This window comes from Vibrio sp. Vb1018, from assembly GCF_033338775.1.
In the GTDB taxonomy this organism is placed as follows: Bacteria; Pseudomonadota; Gammaproteobacteria; order Enterobacterales; family Vibrionaceae; genus Vibrio; species Vibrio alginolyticus.
In genome coordinates this window covers 1-19,097 of sequence record NZ_JAWOTI010000025.1, presented here as the reverse complement: position 1 = coordinate 19,097, position 19,097 = coordinate 1, and the positions used below count along the sequence as shown (strand labels likewise).

19 protein-coding genes and 1 tRNA gene are annotated in these 19,097 nt (G+C 46.3%); 7 read left to right on the top strand and 13 right to left on the bottom strand.

Annotated features, from left to right (window positions below):
* Genes frdD through frdA form a run of 4 tightly spaced genes read right to left on the bottom strand, consistent with a single transcriptional unit; the run spans position 1 to position 3,333 of the window.
* Positions 1–378 (bottom strand): fumarate reductase subunit FrdD, encoded by a 378-nt coding sequence (gene frdD / locus R7Z10_RS20480; RefSeq protein WP_005381493.1) that lies wholly within the window; start codon positions 376–378, stop codon positions 1–3.
* 11 nt (positions 379–389) lie between these two features.
* On the bottom strand, positions 390–773 hold the full coding sequence (gene frdC, locus R7Z10_RS20475; RefSeq protein ID WP_005381491.1) for a fumarate reductase subunit FrdC: 384 nt from the start codon (positions 771–773) through the stop codon (positions 390–392).
* Positions 774–775: 2 nt separating this feature from the next.
* On the bottom strand, positions 776–1,534 hold the full coding sequence (locus tag R7Z10_RS20470) for a succinate dehydrogenase/fumarate reductase iron-sulfur subunit (RefSeq protein WP_318105808.1): 759 nt from the start codon (positions 1,532–1,534) through the stop codon (positions 776–778).
* Positions 1,534–3,333: a fumarate reductase (quinol) flavoprotein subunit gene (gene frdA / locus R7Z10_RS20465; protein WP_005381487.1), complete on the bottom strand. Its 1,800-nt coding sequence runs from the start codon at positions 3,331–3,333 to the stop codon at positions 1,534–1,536. Before frdA ends, R7Z10_RS20470 begins: the two co-directional genes overlap by 1 nt.
* Before the next feature lie 435 nt (positions 3,334–3,768).
* Here frdA and epmA point away from each other — a divergent pair, with 435 nt between their 5' ends.
* From epmA to R7Z10_RS20445, 4 genes are all read left to right on the top strand, one after another.
* Positions 3,769–4,740, top strand: coding sequence for an elongation factor P--(R)-beta-lysine ligase (gene epmA / locus R7Z10_RS20460; RefSeq protein WP_213971899.1), 972 nt, complete (start codon positions 3,769–3,771; stop codon positions 4,738–4,740).
* Between the two features lie 9 nt (positions 4,741–4,749).
* Entirely contained in the window at positions 4,750–5,124 is a 375-nt protein-coding gene (locus R7Z10_RS20455; RefSeq protein WP_017635567.1) for a VanZ family protein, read from the top strand.
* 21 nt (positions 5,125–5,145) lie between these two features.
* Positions 5,146–5,781: a TetR/AcrR family transcriptional regulator gene (locus R7Z10_RS20450; protein ID WP_005381480.1), complete on the top strand. Its 636-nt coding sequence runs from the start codon at positions 5,146–5,148 to the stop codon at positions 5,779–5,781.
* A gap of 144 nt (positions 5,782–5,925) precedes the next feature.
* A complete protein-coding gene (locus R7Z10_RS20445; protein WP_213971900.1) occupies positions 5,926–6,882 on the top strand; it encodes a DHH family phosphoesterase in 957 nt (318 codons plus the stop codon).
* A 75-nt stretch (positions 6,883–6,957) separates the two neighbouring features.
* On the opposite strand, the gene R7Z10_RS20440 is transcribed toward R7Z10_RS20445, so the two are convergent.
* From R7Z10_RS20440 to R7Z10_RS20420, 5 genes are all read right to left on the bottom strand, one after another.
* Positions 6,958–8,103, bottom strand: a complete 1,146-nt coding sequence (locus R7Z10_RS20440) for a murein hydrolase activator EnvC (RefSeq protein ID WP_213870376.1) — start codon at positions 8,101–8,103, stop codon at positions 6,958–6,960.
* A 27-nt stretch (positions 8,104–8,130) separates the two neighbouring features.
* The gene (cysE, locus tag R7Z10_RS20435) at positions 8,131–8,952 is read right to left on the bottom strand and encodes a serine O-acetyltransferase (RefSeq protein WP_005381475.1); all 822 of its coding nucleotides are present in this window, start codon (positions 8,950–8,952) and stop codon (positions 8,131–8,133) included.
* A 78-nt stretch (positions 8,953–9,030) separates the two neighbouring features.
* On the bottom strand, positions 9,031–10,068 hold the full coding sequence (gene gpsA, locus R7Z10_RS20430; protein ID WP_005381474.1) for an NAD(P)H-dependent glycerol-3-phosphate dehydrogenase: 1,038 nt from the start codon (positions 10,066–10,068) through the stop codon (positions 9,031–9,033).
* A gap of 195 nt (positions 10,069–10,263) precedes the next feature.
* Positions 10,264–10,728, bottom strand: coding sequence for a protein-export chaperone SecB (gene secB, locus R7Z10_RS20425; RefSeq protein WP_005386410.1), 465 nt, complete (start codon positions 10,726–10,728; stop codon positions 10,264–10,266).
* Between the two features lie 225 nt (positions 10,729–10,953).
* Complete coding sequence (locus R7Z10_RS20420; protein ID WP_005386415.1) at positions 10,954–11,388, bottom strand: rhodanese-like domain-containing protein; 435 nt, start codon at positions 11,386–11,388, stop codon at positions 10,954–10,956.
* Between the two features lie 547 nt (positions 11,389–11,935).
* Here R7Z10_RS20420 and gpmM point away from each other — a divergent pair.
* Positions 11,936–13,468, top strand: coding sequence for a 2,3-bisphosphoglycerate-independent phosphoglycerate mutase (gpmM, locus tag R7Z10_RS20415; protein WP_318105801.1), 1,533 nt, complete (start codon positions 11,936–11,938; stop codon positions 13,466–13,468).
* Between the two features lie 82 nt (positions 13,469–13,550).
* Here gpmM and R7Z10_RS20410 read toward each other — a convergent pair whose 3' ends face one another.
* From R7Z10_RS20410 to rsgA, 4 genes are all read right to left on the bottom strand, one after another.
* Complete coding sequence (locus tag R7Z10_RS20410; protein ID WP_005381469.1) at positions 13,551–14,438, bottom strand: DMT family transporter; 888 nt, start codon at positions 14,436–14,438, stop codon at positions 13,551–13,553.
* A gap of 132 nt (positions 14,439–14,570) precedes the next feature.
* A complete protein-coding gene (locus R7Z10_RS20405; protein ID WP_318105798.1) occupies positions 14,571–15,986 on the bottom strand; it encodes an SLC13 family permease in 1,416 nt (471 codons plus the stop codon).
* A 166-nt stretch (positions 15,987–16,152) separates the two neighbouring features.
* Positions 16,153–17,010 carry an archaetidylserine decarboxylase gene (asd, locus tag R7Z10_RS20400; RefSeq protein ID WP_318105792.1) on the bottom strand — a complete coding sequence of 286 codons (858 nt, stop codon included), beginning with the start codon at positions 17,008–17,010 and terminating at the stop codon, positions 16,153–16,155.
* A 116-nt stretch (positions 17,011–17,126) separates the two neighbouring features.
* The gene (rsgA, locus tag R7Z10_RS20395; protein WP_005386419.1) at positions 17,127–18,191 is read right to left on the bottom strand and encodes a small ribosomal subunit biogenesis GTPase RsgA; all 1,065 of its coding nucleotides are present in this window, start codon (positions 18,189–18,191) and stop codon (positions 17,127–17,129) included.
* Between the two features lie 129 nt (positions 18,192–18,320).
* Between rsgA and orn the strand changes: the two genes are divergently transcribed.
* Together orn and R7Z10_RS20385 are read left to right on the top strand one after the other, a co-directional pair.
* Entirely contained in the window at positions 18,321–18,866 is a 546-nt protein-coding gene (gene orn, locus R7Z10_RS20390; protein WP_017635574.1) for an oligoribonuclease, read from the top strand.
* A 156-nt stretch (positions 18,867–19,022) separates the two neighbouring features.
* A tRNA-Gly gene (locus R7Z10_RS20385) sits at positions 19,023–19,095 on the top strand.
* The last annotated feature ends 2 nt before the right edge of the window (positions 19,096–19,097 follow it).

Below are 19,097 nucleotides of genomic sequence, written 5' to 3'. Positions count from 1 at the left end.
TTAAATCATGAAGATAAAGATAACTGCTAGTGCAGTGATGAGGCCTGCAAATGCATAGCATGCAATTTTACCAATCACACCAGTGTGGAATTTAAGGTCGTGCATGCCATGGTGTACACGGTGCATTGCATGCCACATTGGCAATGCTAGCGTGCCAATGATGAATAGCGCACCGATGATGCTGGTTGCGAAGGCAGAGACACGCTCGTAGCTCATCGCTTCTGCATCAATCACGCCTAGTGGGACCAAGATGCCCAGCACCAATACCGTGATTGGCGTGATCATCGCGAACCAAGTACCACCTGCGCCAAACAGACCCCACCAGATTGGCTCATCAGAACGTTTTGGTGATGTGTTTACACTATAATTCGGTTTCATTGCTCAGCTCCTTACACCACGATGAGAACGATCAGTGAGATGAACGCAACCGCGGCCCACTGAGTCAATACGATGATCTTCTTGTCCACGGGTTTGCCTTTCAAACGAATTGGCATTACTTGTGGCATCATGCTGAAGAAAGTTTGAGCGTGGAATAGGCTACCGAGTAGTGCAACGATGTTGATTGCGACTACGATTGGGTTCGCCATGAACGCTAACCAACCTTGCCATGCTTCAGGACCTTTCACCAAGCAACCTAAACCGAAAGTTAGGAACAGAGTGAATAGGATTAACGGAAGCACCGTCGCTTCACGTAGCATGTAGAAGCGGTAGAAAGGATGGTTCTTCCACCAAGTGCGTTTTACTTCTCGAACGTAAGGTTTACGATTGCTCATCCTTATGCCTCCACTTTCTTTGGTGAACCATCAGGTTTCAACATAGCAATCACGAAGTCCATAGAAGACTCCACTTTGCCTTGGTTTACTGCCGCTGCTGGGTCAACGTTCTTCGGACAAACTTCAGAACAGTAACCAACAAACGTACAACCCCAAGCACCGTTTTCACCGTTGATAAGCTTCATGCGCTCATCTTTACCGTTGTCACGGTTGTCTAGGTTGTAGCGGTGGGCTAGCGTTAGTGCAGCAGGACCGATGAACTCTGGGTTAAGACCAAACTGAGGACATGCTGCATAGCACAGACCACAGTTGATACAGCCAGCGAACTGCTTGTATTTCGCCATCTGTTCTGGCGTTTGCAAGTTCGTACCGTCTTCTGGTTTACGATCGTTACCAATGATGTATGGTTTGATTGCTTCTAGGCGCTCGATGAATGGCGTCATATCAACAATCAAGTCTTTCTCGATTGGGAAGTTCGCTAGAGGCTCGATAGTCACACCGTCTGGGTAGTCACGTAGGAAGCTCTTACAAGCAAGTTTCGGTACGTTGTTCACCATGATGCCGCAAGAGCCACAGATCGCCATACGGCAAGACCAACGGTAAGACAGATCTTTGTCTAGGTGGTCTTTGATGTAACCAAGTGCGTCAAGTACAGACATGGTTTCATCGAATGGGACTTCGAATGTTTGCTTGTATGGTTCTGCATCTTTTTCTGGGTCGTAACGCAGGATGTCTACTTTTTGAATGCGATTTGCTGACATTATGCTTGCTCCTCTGCGTTCTTCTCTTCAGCCGCTGCTTTTTCTGCTGCTTCACCGTATAGACGAGCTTTTGGCTGTGACTTAGTGATGGTCACATTGCTGTAATCGATACTTGGTGCTGACTCTGGCTTGTAGAAAGCAAGTGAGTGTTTTAGGAAGTTCACGTCATCACGTTCTGTACAACCGTCGTCTAGACGTTGGTGCGCGCCGCGCGACTCTTTACGTAGAATCGCAGAGTGAACCATCGCTTCTGCGACTTCTAGGCCGTAACCCACTTCGATTGCGTATAGAAGGTCTGTGTTGAACACTTTACCTTTGTCTTTGATGCTGATGCGTTTGTAGCGTTCTTTCAACTCAGTGATTTTGTCGATAGTCGCTTGCATCAAATCTTCTTGGCGGTAGATACCACAGCCTGCTTCCATGGTGTGGCCCATTTCTGTGCGGATTTCTGCCCAGTTTTCGTCGCCTTCTTGGTTCATCAGTTTCGCGATGCGCTCTTCAACGGCTTTGACTTGCGCGTCAATTGCCGCGTCGTTCCAACCTTTGAATTCTGCTGCGCGTTTCACTGCATTTTCACCCGCTACGCGGCCAAATACCACGAACTCAGCCAGTGAGTTTGAACCTAGACGGTTTGCACCGTGAAGACCAACAGATGCACATTCACCCACCGCGAATAGGCCTTTAATGCGAGTTTCACAACCGCCGTCCGTTTCAATACCACCCATGGTGTAGTGAACGGTTGGACGAATTGGAATTGGCTCTTTTGCAGGGTCCACGTTTACATAAGCTTTTGCTAGCTCACAGATGAACGGTAGACGTTCTTGTAGGTACTCTTCACCAAGGTGGCGAAGGTCTAGGTGCACCACGTCACCCAGTGGGTGTTTGATGGTGTTGCCTTTCTGTTGTTCGTGCCAGAAAGCTTGAGAAACTTTGTCACGAGGACCCAGTTCCATGTATTTGTTCTTCGGTTGGCCAACTGGAGTTTCAGGGCCCATACCGTAATCTTGTAGGTAACGGTAGCCATTCTTGTTAACGATGATACCGCCTTCACCACGACAACCTTCCGTCATCAGGATACCTGTGCCAGGAAGACCGGTTGGGTGGTATTGAACGAATTCCATATCACGTAGAGGAACGCCGTGACGGTAAGCCATTGCCATACCATCGCCCGTTACGATACCGCCGTTGGTGTTACAGTGGTAAACACGACCCGCGCCACCTGTTGCTAGAACAACAGATTTTGCTTTGATAGTAACAAGCTCGCCTTCAGACATGTGAATAGCAATCAGACCTTGAACTTCGCCTTCATCAACAAGCAGATCCACCACAAAGTACTCATCAAAACGTTTGATGTTGCTGTACTTCATTGATGTCTGGAATAGCGTATGAAGCATGTGGAAGCCAGTTTTGTCTGCAGCGAACCAAGTACGTTCAACCTTCATACCACCAAAGCGGCGTACGTTGACTTCACCGTTCTCTTTACGACTCCATGGGCAACCCCATTGCTCCATTTGGATCATTTCGCGAGTCGCGTTCTCTACAAAGTATTCAACAACATCCTGTTCACATAGCCAGTCACCACCGCCAACAGTGTCGTTGAAGTGGTTGTCTAAGCTATCTTCATCCTTGATAACTGCTGCTGAGCCACCCTCTGCAGCGACCGTGTGGGAGCGCATTGGATAAACTTTAGAAATCAGAGCGACTTCTAAGTCTGGGTTTGCTTCAGCCGCTGCAATAGCAGTACGAAGACCAGCGCCGCCTGCGCCGATGACTGCGATATCTGTGGTGATAATTTGCACAGTTATCCTCCAGTGTGTGATTGCGGAAATCCGCTTGTTATTGTCATTACGAGGCGCTCCTTAAAAAGAACTCCCCAAAAGTAGTAGGGTTAGTGTAGATGAGCCACATGGCAGAAAAATTGATGTAATTGGGTTTTTGCTTCGGTAATGCACTTAAGGGCATAGAATTTATAGGTTATGTGACTGCTATCACGGCATCGAGGTTTTGGCCCTCAAGCATTAACATTAGGGATGTTAAACCTGTGTTGCGCGACATTAACCGCATGGATAATAGGATTTTAACTGAGTGTTTTTTGTTCTGCGGCACGAGTAATGCTTGCCTCAAATTGGCGAGCACATTAGTAAAAAGAAGAAGGGATATTCCTCTCTTCTTGAAGAGTAAAAAGCATGTAGAATGAGACTTTCCTCGCTGAATTAAAGTTTGAGAGACTTGTTATGCAAACCAACTGGCAACCTACTGCTTCCATTGACCAACTTCGTCAACGTGCGACGTTAATCGCGTCGATTCGACAATTCTTCGCTGACCGACAGGTGATGGAAGTCGATACGCCAACCATGAGTCACGCAACCGTGACTGACATTCATTTGCATACTTTCCAAACCGAGTTTGTTGGCCCAGGCTATGCCGATGGCAGTAAGCTGTTTTTTATGACCAGCCCAGAATTCCATATGAAGCGCCTTTTGGCTGCGGGTAGCGGTTGTATTTATCAAATCAACAAAGCATTTCGTAATGAAGAGAATGGTCGCTACCACAATCCTGAGTTTACGATGTTGGAGTGGTATCGCGTTGGCTTTGACCATCATAAATTGATGGATGAAATGGATGACCTGTTGCAGCTGGTATTGAAGTGTGGCGCAGCGCAGCGCATGACGTATCAGCAAGCCTTCATTGATGTGTTGGGTGTGTGTCCACTGGAAGGCTCGATGATTGAGCTGAAAGCGGCGGCAAGCAAGCTGGGTTTGAGTGACATTGCTGAGCCAGAAGAAGATCGCGATACGCTGCTGCAACTGCTATTTAGCGTGGGAGTAGAAAACAAAATTGGTCAGGACGTGCCGGCTTTTGTGTACAACTTCCCTGCATCACAGGCGGCGCTTGCGAAAATCAATCCTCAAGATCATCGCGTCGCGGATCGTTTTGAAGTGTACTTTAAGGGGATAGAGCTGGCGAACGGATTTCATGAACTGGATAACCCGAAAGAGCAATTAGCGCGCTTTGAACAAGATAACGCAAAGCGTATCGAAATGGGTTTAAAACCACAGCCGATCGATTATCATCTGATCTCTGCACTGGAAGCAGGGTTGCCAGATTGTGCAGGGGTCGCGTTGGGTATCGATCGTTTGATCATGCTGGCGCTAGGCTGTGACCACATTGATCAAGTGACGGCCTTTCCATTTCCAATTGCATAAGGACGTCCAATGAACCTGACGGCTGCACGTTTCGTCATCTTTAGCTACGCCATATTGATCGCTTTTTTATCTCTGAGTTCAGGTGAACTGCAAGACTGGGGCAATATCGCGTATCTCGACAAAATGCAGCACGCTATGGCGTATAGCGGCTTTGCGTTTTTAGGTTGTTTTTGTGTGTGGCGTTGGCGTCAACGTTGGGCGGTGGCGATTAGTATTTTGCTATTCAGCGCCGTTATTGAGTGGTTGCAAGGGTATGTAGGGCGACAAACTTCTTGGTTAGACCTTGTCGCCAACTCAACTGGCATCTTAACTGGTCTGTTATGTTACCGTATTTGGAGCCTCTATCGACCTAGGTTGGTGAAGTCGCTATACTCGATTCGTTAATGAAGAGGGAACACGATAACAATGAAAACGCGCGACAAAATCGTCTACGCGGCACTGGAGTTGTTCAACCAACATGGTGAGCGCAACATCACCACCAATCACATTGCCGATCACATCGAAATTAGCCCTGGTAATCTGTATTACCACTTCCGCAATAAGCAAGAAATCGTTCGTGAGATCTTTGCGCTTTATTCAGCAGAACTTTTAGAAAGATTTACCCCTATTCAAGGCTCGCAAGAGAGCCTGACTATGCTGAAGAGCTACCTAGACTCTATTTTTACCTTGATGTGGAAATACCGCTTTTTCTACGCAAACCTACCAGAAATCTTGTCACGAGATGAACAGCTACACGAGCAGTACATCGATGTGCAAGAGAAGCTGCAAGCGAATCTCATTGCTATTATGCAAGAGTTCGTAACGATGAAGCTGTTGAATGTCGATCAACAACAGTTGAAGTCATTGGTATGTACATTGCACTTGATTGCGTGTAGTTGGTTGGCGTATCAATCCGCGATGGCTTCAAAAACCAACATTACCGAGCAAATGGTGAAGCAAGGGATGTTGCAGATGCTTAATGTCGTTAAGCCATTAGCAACTGAGCAGGGCTTAGAGCAGCTACTGTTATTAGAAGATGCGGTTAGCAATCTACACAGTTAAACGTCAAACTGCTTAATATTTCGAGAGTCACTCTCATTTTCGAGTCGTGGCTCGAGTTGACTTGTCAAATATGCCACGCACAATAGTCCCATACGCTAAAAACCCTTGCAGGGATAAGATTCTCGATAAAGGAACTATCGCCCCATGAATTACGACATTTTTAATGGTGATGCTGATGGCATCATTGCTCTTCTACAATTGCGTTTGGCTGATCCTGTCGATGCCCAGTTAATAACCGGTGTAAAGCGCGACATCAAACTGGTGGAAAAAGTAGACGTGCAAGCGGGTGATGAGCTGACTGTGTTAGACATTTCGATGGAAAAGAACATGGCAGGTCTAGAGCAAGCTTTGGCTCAAGGCGCGCACGTCTTTTACGCCGATCATCACAAAGCGGGCGACATTCCTCAGCATGGTAATTTGGATGCGCACATCGATCTCGATGCCAACATGTGCACGGCGTTGATTGTCGATAAGTTGCTTGATGGGCGTTTTCATGACTGGGCGATTACGGCGGCTTATGGCGATAACATGATCGCGAAAGCAGATGAATTGGCTGACAAGGTCGGATTGTCACACGATCAGAAAGCGCAGCTAAAAGAGCTGGGCACTTTGATTAATTACAACGGTTACGGTTCGAAAGTGGATGACTTACATTTCCATCCAGCGGATTTGTACCAAGCTTTGCTGAAGTACGCGTCGCCATTTGACGCTATTGAAGATAAAACCTCACCTTACTACCAACTGCAGTCTGCTTACCAACAAGATATGGATGCCGCTCTGGCAGTGCCTGCCACGCATGAGAGCGGTAAGCTGAAGCTGTTCGAACTACCAAACACGGCCGCATCACGTCGAATCAGTGGTGTTTATGGCAATTGGCTGGCAAATCAAAATCCAGATTCTGCTCATGCAGTACTCACCGAAAATGCAGATGGCACTTACACGGTCTCTCTACGCGCCCCGTTGAACAACAAACAAGGCGCCGTTGCCGTGTGTGGGCAGTTTCCAACTGGTGGCGGCCGAGAAGCGGCGGCAGGCATCAATGCCTTAAGCAAAGATGATGTAAGTGCTTTTATTGATGCGGTAGAAACGTACTACGCATAATACTTTCCTAAATCTGAATACAACAAAGGAGCCAATCGGCTCCTTTGTTTTTACCGCGAGTAATCAGTCTAATAATCAGCGCTTCAACCAAGATTTCGGGTTTTGCGCTTCACTGTTGCGGCGAATTTCGAAGTAGAGTGATGCGCGATCTTGCCCGCCAGTATCACCCGCGAGAGCAATCACTTCGCCTGCGGTGACTCGATCGCCTTCTTTTTTCGTCAACGCTTGGTTGTAACCATAGAGGGTCATGTCACCTTTTCCGTGGTCGAGCAGTACCACTAAACCGTATCCGCGCAGATACTCAGCAAATACGACAGTACCAGGATAAACGGCTTTCACTTGTTGACCATAGTTGGCAGACAACACCATGCCCTTCCAGTTTACCTGCCCAGTTTGTCGCGTACCAAAGTTGTGTAACACACTGCCTTTGAGTGGCCAAGGCAACTTACCGCGCTGTTTGCCGAGTCCGTCCATTGGCACCGCATTACGCTTCGCTGCTTTGGCGATCTCTGCTTTTAAACGGGTTTCGTTGCGTTGCAGCTCGGCTAAGTAGCGTTTGTCATTCTTGATACTGCTCTGAATTTTATTCAGGGTTTGCTTACGCTTGGATTGTGTACTCGCTAGCGCTGTACGTTTTTCGGATTGCTGCTTGAGCAGAGTCTCGATTTGCTCTTTTTCTAGCTCGAGCTGGTTTTTGTTGTGCGCTAATTCTTGGGTTATTTTGGTGATCGCATCAATCACTTCAGCACGTGCTTTAGCTAAATGCTGGAAGTATTGGCTCATGCGATCTTCTTCCACACCTTGATTTAACAAGTGCCCATTGGCCTTCGCTCGCTCGGTTACGTAATACGTTTGCAGCAGCTGTTTGAGTTCTTCTTCTTGCTCTTGACGCTGTGCTTCTTGCAAGGCAATTTTCTCTTCCAGGTTTTCTATGTTTTTGTCTGCTTGTGCGAGGTTAGACTTGGTTTGTCGTATTTCACGCTCAAGCTTAGAAATACCAAGCTCTTGATCTTTCAGTGACTTCTGTAACTCATTGAGCTGCTTTTCTTGGGAAGAGAGCGATTTGCGCTGACGGCTTATCTCACTGGATACGCCTTTGAGCTCTTGCTGACTCACAGCAGAGGAGGTAATGGGATAAGTGGCAGATAAAGCACAAGTTAATAAAATAGCCGAGCGTAGAACAGGGTGATTTTGTTTTCGCACTTGAGAGTTACCTACCACGTTGTTGTCAAAAAGGTTTGTTGACGATTAAATACCATCCCCATGGATAAAGCTTTGCGACTTGCCGTTAAAGCCTTGATCCATATCGAGAGAGGGTTTGTCCGTTTTTGGACGTCCGACGATTTTTGCAGGCACGCCAGCCACCGTTGTGTGAGGAGGCACGGCTTGCAATACCACAGAGCAAGATCCGATTTTCGCTCCTTCACCGACTTCGATATTGCCAAGAATCTTTGCACCAGCGCCGATCATTACGCCTTCGCGAATTTTCGGGTGACGATCACCGCATTCTTTACCAGTACCACCAAGGGTGACATCTTGCAGTATAGACACGTCGTTTTCGACCACGGCAGTTTCACCAATCACGATGCCTGTTGCATGGTCGAGCATGATACCACTACCAATGCGCGCTGCAGGGTGAATATCGACCTGACATGCTACCGAAATCTGATTTTGTAGGTAAGTCGCAAGAGCGTGACGACCTTGCTTCCACAGCCAGTTTGCTACTCGGTAGCCTTGCAGTGCGTGATAGCCTTTTAGGTACAGCAATGGCATTGAGTACATTGAAACAGCAGGGTCGCGATTGACCGTGGCACAAATATCACAAGCCGCACCGTCAGTGATGGTTGGATCAGCCGCAAAGGCTTCTTCAACCACTTCACGCACAGCCATCGCTGGCATGGAAGCGGTGTTCAATTTGTTAGCCAGAATATAACTCAGAGCGGCACACAAACTTTCATGCTTGATAATGGTGGCATGATAGAAGCTTGCCAGCATAGGCTCTTGTTCTGACATTTCACGGGCTTCTGAGACAATTTTGTTCCAGACTTTTTGTTTTTCGCAGTGTTTCATTCTCAATATCCAGAGTGGTTCTTCCGTGACCCGACAACTTCAATTTTTCTCAGATGAGCTGCAAAGGGCGGTAGATTGCTACTTTCCTTCGGCTTTTTTGTCACGAGCAAGTAAATCTTGCGCTGCTAAGCGCGCATCTTTTCCTTGATACAATACTTGATAAATTTGATCAACTATCGGCATCTCAACACCCATACGTTGAGAAAGTAGCCATACTTCTTTTGTATTGCGGTAACCTTCAACCACTTGACCAATTTCTTCTTGAGCCGTATCAACGTCTTTACCTTGGCCTAATGCCAAGCCAAAGCGTCGGTTACGTGATTGGTTATCGGTACATGTCAGGACAAGATCGCCTAAACCCGCCATGCCCATAAAGGTTTCTGGCTGTGCACCCAGCGCAGCACCAAGGCGACTCATTTCAGCCAAGCCACGAGTAATTAATGCAGTACGGGCATTGGCGCCAAAACCGATACCATCAGACATACCCGCACCAATCGCAATAACGTTTTTCACAGCGCCACCCAATTGCATACCAATAAAGTCACTATTGGCATATACGCGGAAGGTTTTGCTACAGTGGATTTTTTCTTGTAGATCCGCAACAAATTCAGAATCTGGAGACGCAACAGAGATTGCAGTCGGCATACCCATTGCGAGCTCTTTCGCAAACGTTGGGCCAGACAATACTGCTAGTGAGTAGTTTTCACCGATAATGTCATAAGCGACGTCTTTCAGTAGGCGCCCCGTTTCAGGTTCAAGCCCTTTGGTTGCCCAACAGATGCGAGAGTCTTCGCGCAAGAATGGTTTACAGCTGTTTAGCACGATGCCAAAGACATGGCTTGGAACCACAACCAACAAATCTCGGCTTGCTTGAACGGCTTTTTCTAAATCCGATTCAATGATCAAGCTTTCAGGGAAATCAACACCTGGTAAAAAGGCATGGTTAGCTCGGTCTGCTTCTAGGCGAGCCATGTGCTCTGGCTCGTGTCCCCAAAGGACAACGTTCGCGCCGTTACGAGCGAGTGAGATTGCCAAAGAGGTGCCGTATGAGCCTGCGCCAATCACAGTCATTGCGATGTCTTTACCGTAAGCATTGTTTGTATTTGCTTGTGTCATGCTACCGCCTAATTGTCTTGCTACTAGTAGAATCTAGTTCCTAATCGTCAAATTTTACGCCTTCTGGCGATTAGGAACTAGGAACTTTTGTCAGAAATAAAAAATGCACATTGCATCGGATGGTAGACGCTCTGTGCATTTTATTTGATTCGGTGACGTCAGCACTGTGGCTATTCGTCACTTATAAAACGTGAATTACGCTTCAGCTTCGCCTTGTTGAGCTTGCTGTTGTAGGTAGTTCATGAATAGCGCGTCAAAGTTTACTGGCGCTAGGTTCAGTTGAGGGAACGTACCTTTAACGACTAGGCTTGAGATAGTTTCACGAGCGTATGGGAATAGGATGTTCGGGCAGAATGCGCCTAGGCAATGTGCAAGTTGACCAGCTTCCATTTGTTCAGCAGTGAAGATACCACCTTGTTGAACTTCACATAGGAACGCAGTCTCTTCTTCGTTCTTCACAGTAACGGTTAGACGTAGAACAACTTCGTACACGCCTTCACCAAGCTCACGGCTTTGAGTGTCTAGGTCTAGTTTAACGTCTGGGTTCCACTCTTTCTGGAAAATTACTGGAGAGTTCGGCGCTTCAAAAGAAACGTCTTTTAGGAAGATGCGTTGAATTGCGAAGTTTTGTTGTGCGTCTTGAGGTGCTGCTTCAGCCATTTTTTAATCCTTAAATCAATATTTGTTGAGCCTAGAAACGTCTAAGCTCAGAAAACTGGTATGTCCTGAGACTAACTGAGCCAATCTACCTTGACTAGATGAAGCGTGTATTACGTGCAAAGCGTCACAACTTAGTGCTCCAACTGCTTTCAATTTGCTCAGTTTTTTGTCCGCGAGGCTTGGTAAAAGCGCGTTTAAACGCGAACTTTCGTTCTTGCCACGTTCCTACTTCTTACCGCGAACTAACGGCAGGTTCGCTTCGTTCCACGCAATCAAACCATTTTTTAGTAGGCTCACGTTTTCGAAGCCAGCTTTTACTAGTAGGTTTGCGCTTTCTTGAGCGGTCTGTCCTGTCTTACATACAACAATGATTGGGTCTGATTTGTGGTTTTCAAGGCTACCCAAGTTACCCGCTTTGATGTCTGACGGTAAAATGTGAAGTGAGTCGGTGATATGACCTTTTTTGAACTCGTCTTTGGTACGGATATCCACTACAACGCCGTTTTCACGGTTCATAAGATGAGTCAGTTGGTTTACGTTGATTTCTTTGTATGCGGCTGTCGCTGACTTCACGATGTTCATGATAAAGGCGACAAGAAGACCTACCCAAACCAAAGATAGAATCATGTTCTGTTGGAAAAATTCAATGTACTCTTGCATGTCTTGAGCTCTTACGCTGTTGGCGGAAAAATAAAGCAGGAGTATAGCGAGGTTACGGCTCTTAGGCGAGAGGGTTAAAATTTTCTAACGAATAATTGAGATCTCTATAAACCCGTTATGCCCTTACTATCCGTACATTTCGCTCTGGTAGCTTGATTGCTTTGGCCTATTGGACTTATCGGTTTAAGTGACTTCTGTTTTACTGAGAAAAGAGAACAATAGGTATTAACCCATCTTGTTTGATGTTGCTTTAAATTAGCACTGTTTCAAGTGCAAAAATAAGAATGAGAAGCGTAAGAAAACCGAACTTAGACTGGGGTGTACAAAGCGTATTAGAAATGACTATGCTTGTGGAACACGTTTGTTGGCACTGACTCGTTGTTCGCTTAACTTGTAAGATAGCAACAATAAATCGCAAACATTATTTGATCTTAACCTACAGTTTTGGTTAAAAAGTGTAGTAAAATTACGCTAGTTTTGTTTCAAGGTTAGATAGGGCAGCGAGGCCCTACGCCAAAAGTTACTTAAATTTGATGAGGTCATCACTATGTCAGCTAAGAAGCCACTGGCTCTAGTTATCCTTGACGGTTACGGTTACCGTGAAGACACAGCAAGTAACGCAATTGCGAATGCGAAAACACCAGTAATGGATGCTCTGATTGCGAATAACCCACACACATTAATCTCTGCTTCAGGCATGGATGTTGGCCTTCCTGATGGTCAAATGGGTAACTCTGAAGTTGGTCACACTAACATTGGTGCAGGCCGCGTTGTATACCAAGACCTGACTCGTATCACTAAATCAATTGCGGATGGTGAGTTCGAAGAAACGCCTGCGCTAGTTGAAGCTATCGACTCTGCAGTGAAAGCTGAAAAAGCAGTACACATCATGGGCCTGATGTCTCCAGGCGGTGTTCACTCTCACGAAGACCACATTTACGCTGTAGTTGAAATGGCAGCGGCGCGTGGCGCAGAGAAAATCTACCTACACTGCTTCCTAGACGGCCGTGACACACCACCACGTAGTGCTGAAAACTCACTACAACGTTTCCAAGACCTATTTGCGAAACTAGGTAAAGGCCGCGTTGCTTCTCTAGTAGGTCGTTACTACGCAATGGACCGTGACAACAACTGGGATCGCGTCCAAGTTGCTTACGATCTTCTAACTCAAGCTAAAGCTGAGTTCACAGCAGAAACGGCAGTTGCAGGTCTAGAAGCGGCTTACGCTCGTGAAGAAAACGACGAATTCGTTAAAGCAACAGCTATCAAAGCGGAAGGTCAAGAAGACGCAATCATGCAAGATGGTGATGCGGTTATCTTCATGAACTACCGTGCTGACCGTGCACGTCAAATCACTCGTGCATTCGTTCCTGCGTTTGACGGCTTTGAGCGTGCAGTATTCCCAGCAATCAACTTTGTGATGCTGACTCAATACGCGGCTGATATCCCTCTAGCTATCGCATTCCCACCTGCGTCTCTAGAAAACACTTACGGTGAGTGGCTATCTAAACAAGGTCAAACTCAGCTACGTATCTCTGAAACAGAGAAATACGCACACGTGACTTTCTTCTTCAACGGTGGTGTTGAGAACGAATTCGAAGGCGAAGAGCGTCAGTTGGTTGCTTCTCCAAAAGTTGCAACGTACGACATGCAGCCTGAAATGAGCTCTCCAGAACTAACAGATAAGATGGTTGCGGCTATCAAGTCTGGTAAGTTCGATACCATCATCTGTAACTACCCGAACGCAGATATGGTTGGTCACACTGGCGTTTATGAAGCGGCTGAGAAAGCAATCGAAGCTCTAGATGAAAGTGTGGGTAAAGTGGTTGAAGCAATCAAAGAAGTTGGCGGTCAACTATTGATCACTGCGGACCACGGTAATGCAGAAATGATGATCGACCCTGAAACTGGCGGCATCCACACTGCTCATACTAACCTACCAGTACCTCTAATCTATGTAGGTGACAAAGCGGTTGAATTCAAAGAAGGCGGTAAACTGTCTGACCTTGCACCAACCATGCTTTCTCTAGCTGGTCTAGAAATCCCAGCAGAAATGACGGGTGAAGTACTAGTTAAATAATTAACTAACGGCTCCGAATGACAAAAGCCCGAGTTTAAACTCGGGCTTTTTTGTATCTGGCAGTAAGGGCTGGTCTGTAAGGTTACTGAACCAAAATGCCAGCACCAATCACAGCTAGGGCTGCGCCCAACCATGCAAATCGGTTTGGTCGGCGTTTAGTGTAAATCCAGAGCAGTGGTAGCAACATAATTGGCGTGGTTGAAGATAGAAGGGCAACCATACCTACATTTCCTTCTTGCAGTGCGTATAAGATTAGCGTCATGCCGACGGCCATCGCCAAGAAACCATTAAGGGCAGTAATACCAAATACGCGCCAAGTAATGTGTTGCGTCGAGCGAGCGACTTTGACCCCTAGAACTAACAACATGCTGTGGGCGAAAAAGGCACTGATCATTCGAATAGCAGAAGCCGCAACTGGGTCAATACTGGTTTGCATTACTGGCTTGGCGATAATGCCTCCCAATGCTTGGCACATTGCTGCGGTTAAGCCAAGTCCAATACCTACCCAGATGTTACCTTTAATGTCTTCCAAGACGTTATTCACTTGACCTCTTCGGCCAAAGAATATCGCCATCACCACGCCGCTAAATACCAATGATGCGCCCAGTAGTTCTATTGTGGTCATGACTTCGCTAAATAAGAAGTAGCCCAAGATGGCAGAGAACACGGCGTGGCAAGAGAAGAGTAACCCGGCTTGTCTTGGCCCCATACGATTCAAACACGCGAATAGAGCGGTATCGCCAATAAAAATACCAATCAGTCCTGAGGCCATCATTGGCGTTACATGTTCCCAAGAAACCGTTAACCAGCCGCCAGTTATCCAGGCCATTGTTGATAAGATCACGGCTGTGCAGCCCATACGCCAGCGGCTGTAAGAAAATGCGCCTAGGTGTTGTGCAGGAATGACCGAAATTAGGCTAGAAACTGCCCACAGAAAAGCGGCGCATAAAGCAAGCCATTCGTAACCCATGATGTGTCGACGTCCTTGTAGAGTAGAGGAGTCTTAATATGCACGAAATTTATGGGATGTAAAAGCCGCTCTGTAAGGGCAGTAGCTGGAGAGCAGCTCCATGACAACACGCTTTTTCATGGAGCTCTTCGATTAAAACAGTACCAAAACTGCGCCATACACGATAATTAGACCAATCAAACCGAGAATCAGGCCTACTTTCGCCATGTCTTTGCTCTCGATGAGGCCTGTTGAATAAGCCAAAGAGTTTGGTGGTGTGGAAACCGGTAAGATCATGCCAAGTGATGCGGAGAAGGCGACGACAACCAGTAAACCTTGTAGGCCACCAACCGCAATAAGGCTTGGCATGGATGTACCAATAGCGGCAGCAATAGGCATCAATAAGTTTGCCGTTGCGGTATTAGACATAAAGTTCGCCATTAACCAGCACACTACCGATAGGGCTAAAACAACGGCAAATGGTGATAGCAGGCTGTAATCAATGGCGTGCGCTAATGTTTCGGCTAAGCCCGTTTTGTCTAAGGCAATACCAATTGCTATACCACCGGCAACCAGCCATAAAACATCCCAGTTAATCAGCTTGAGTTCTTCTTTGCCCATAATGCCCGTTAAGGTGAAGACCGCAAGCGGGATAATCGCAACAACATACGTGTTCATGCCGTGCACTTTTGTCGTCATCCAAAGCACAATGGTTAGTGCAAAAGTGATGTAGACGACGATCGCGCGCCAGCTCCTTTTGAATGTACCATCTAGCTTTAGTTTCATTTCTGGTTCGCTAGACGGAAACAGCTTTTGCAACAAGAACCAAGCTACAGTGAGTTGTACCAACACAAAGGGTAGACCCATTGTCATCCACGATAGGAAGTCTATCGCGTTTTCTCCAGTGAGATATTGAAGCGCTATCGCATTAGGTGGCGTGCCTATCGGAGTCGCAATGCCGCCTGTATTCGCGGCAATTGGAATGCACAGCACCAGCGCTTTAATGCCTAAATCCCCTTTAGGTGCTGAAGCGACGATGGGGCCAAGCAGGGCTAGCATCATCACGGTCGTGGCAGTATTGGACATAAACATTGAAAAAACGGCGGTAATTAACATCAAGCCCAGCATGATGAACTTAGGTTGGGTGCCGAATGGTTTTAATAGTACTCGGGCGAGGTTGTTGTCGAGCTCGTATTTGGAAGCCGCAATCGCGAGAGCAAAACCACCCATAAAAAGAATAATGATCGGTGAAGAGAAGGCCGAGAAAATATCGGTGTAAGCAATTAACTCTCCTAAATCATGCCCCGCTGGTGGATTGCGAAATAGATGCAAACCTTTATCCGATATCATGATCAGTTCAAGAGCGATAATAAGAATGGACGTAGCAAAAACGGGAACCGGCTCGAGAACCCAAAGTAGGGCAGCAAGAAGAAAAATAGCTAACAGGCGATGCTGAATTAAAGTGAGATCGTCAATAGGAATAGCATCGATCGGCATCATCAAAACACCGAGCGGAATTAAAAAGCACACCAGCAATTTCGCCAACGTGTTTACACTCATCTTTGGCATTGGCTGCCCCTCTAAATATTCATTCTAAGCGCAGGATAATTGATTGTGGAATGAGGGTCTTAGAGGCAGGTATGAGTTTGAGAAATAGAGGCTAAATTTCGAACGGAGTTTTGCTTTTTATCAATAAAAAGAGCCCTTAATAAAGGGCTCTTTAACGGTGTTTTACTTATTTTTTCAAGGCGTAAGGTGTGCCCATAACGGTTGGCTTACCGTTTTCCATGCTTGCGTCAAACTCAATCGCGTCTTTGGCAAACAGGTTAATAACAGTAGAACCCAGTTTGAAGCGGCCCATCTCTTCGCCTTTTTTCAAGATCACGGCCTTGTCACCCTCTGCTGGGTAATCCCATTTGTAGACAGTGTTTCCACGAGGCGGAGTGATAGTGCCAGCCCATACTTGCTCAATGCTACCAACAATTGTCGCACCAACAAGCACCTGTGCCATTGGACCAAACTCAGTATCGAAGATACACACCACACGCTCGTTACGAGCAAATAGGTTCGGTACGTTTTCTGCTGTCAGAGGGTTTACTGAGAACAGGTCACCTGGTACGTAAATCATTTGGCGCAGAGTGCCGTCATATGGCATGTGTACACGGTGGTAATCGCGCGGAGATAGATACAATGTGGCAAAAGAACCATCTTTAAATTCGTCCGCTAAATTCGCGTCACCGCCCAGCAATTCTTGTGCTGAGAAGTGATGACCTTTTGCTTGGATAAGTTGACCATCTTCAATAGGGCCAAACTGGCTAACACAAGCGTCGGCTGGATGAGTGATGACGTTTTCGCCTTCAGAAATTGGGCGTGCGCCTTCTTTTAGCTCACGAACGAAAAACTCGTTGAACGTTTTAAAATGCTTAGGATCTGAGTGCTTTGCCTCATCCATATTCACATTGTATTGTTTGATAAACCAACGAATAACTGCTGTTGTTAGACCGCCAGCTTTTGCTGAAGCCAGTTTACCCATTAGGCGAGTGAGGCCGTGTTGTGGGATCCAGTACTGCAGTCCAACTTTAAACTTGTCCATCTTTAATTCCGATACTTCTGTTAGATTCGCGCTTTAGGGCGAGTGATGTTACTGAAATTTAATTTGCTTGTCAGTATTAGGTGAAGACTTTTTACACAGTTACAGCCTTAACTCAATTACAGATCGGCTTTTTTATTACGTGAATACTGACGATTTGCTTTGTTTTCAACCATGCTTTCCAAAATGCGATGATAGTTTTCAAAGCGAGTTTCGTTAATTTCCCCGTTCTCGACAGCTTCGCGTAGAAGGCAGCCTGGGTCATCATTGTGTTTACAATCTCGGAACTTGCAACCGCCTAAATATGGTCGAAATTCAACGAATGCTTTTGTTACTTCTTCTGCTTCCAAATGCCAAAGACCAAATTCACGTACTCCAGGTGAGTCGATCAAATCGCCACCCGTTGGAATGTGGTATAAACGTGCAGCCGTCGTGGTGTGTTGGCCCAAGCCAGAGTTCTCAGAGACTTCGCCTTCTTCCACTTCGCTCTCTAGTTCCGGCATTAACGCATTGACTAAGCTGGATTTCCCTACGCCTGATTGACCAACAAAGATATTAATTCGATCACGCAGTAGGGTTTCTAGTTCAGCAATGCCTTCTCCAGACTTCTTGCTGACCAGAAGCACTTTATAGCCAATACGTTCATATTCTTTGAGCCATTCTTCATACATTGCACGGTCATCGGCTTCTAGAAGGTCGACCTTATTTAAGACCAACAATGGCGCAATATTCAGTGTTTCTGATGCAACGAGATAGCGGTCAATAATATTTAGCGATAGCTCTGGTAATACCGAAGAGACAATGACCATTTGATCAATATTGGCTGCAACGGGTTTTAGACCATCGTAATAATCTGGACGAGTGAGCACTGAAGAGCGAGGTTCTACCGCTTCAACAACACCAGAGATGCCCGCCATAGACTCCAATCCTTCGCGCCATAAAACACGATCGCCAGATACTAGAGACTCAATACCACGGCGGAGGTTACAGCGTTGAATTTCGCCTGTTTCAAGGTCTTCAATGTCCGCGTGCTGACCAAAACGAGTGATCACGAGACCTTGCTTGCTGGCGCCTAGCATGTTTTCATCCCACTGGATGGAATCTTCTTGCTTCTTCAAACGCTTTTGTTGGTTGCTACGTACGCGTCGCACCTGACCTTTGGTTAACTTTTTCTTCTTTGCCACAATTCTGTACTTTATGTGAATTTACTCAAATGGTTGAGCCGTACTCTTGGCTCCGTGTATGAGTATCGTGTTTCTCGTATTTTGAGGTATAGTACCTCTTTTATCGATAAACAAATAGGCGGCGTAACCATGTCCTTTAGCGATCAAAACCTAATTTGGGTTGATTTAGAGATGACAGGGCTTGATCCTGAAACGCACAAAATCATCGAAATTGCTTCTATTGTCACGGATAGCGAACTAAATATTTTGGCTGAAGGTCCAGTGTTAGCGATTCATCAGCCGGAAGAAGAACTGGCGAAAATGGACGACTGGTGTACTAATACGCATACGGCAAGCGGTTTGGTGGAGCGCGTTCGAAACAGTCAAATCTCAGAACAAGACGCAGTCGCACAAACCATTGAATTTTTAGAAAAATGGGTGCCAAAAGGGGCGTCGCCAATATGTGGTAACAGCATTGGGCAGGATCGCCGCTTTTTATACAAGCATATGCCTGAGTTGGAAGAGTTCTTCCATTACCGATATGTTGACGTTAGTACTCTTAAAGAACTAGCACGTCGCTGGCAACCTGAGGTGCTAAATGGGTTCACAAAACAGGGAACACATTTGGCCTTGGACGACATTCGTGAGTCCATCGCAGAACTTAAGTACTATCGAGGTACTATTTTCAAGATTTAACTGTTAAGGTTGCGATCCAAATTGTTGTAATTTATATCGCTTTTGATTGCTTTTTCGTCGTTCAGTAAAAAAATAAAGTTTTTTTGAAGGAAGGACTTGCATCACAAAAAAATGCTCTTATAATTCGCAGCCCTAAACAGCGGAAACGTTGTTGATGCGACACTAGCTCAGTTGGTAGAGCGCAACCTTGCCAAGGTTGAGGTCACGAGTTCGAACCTCGTGTGTCGCTCC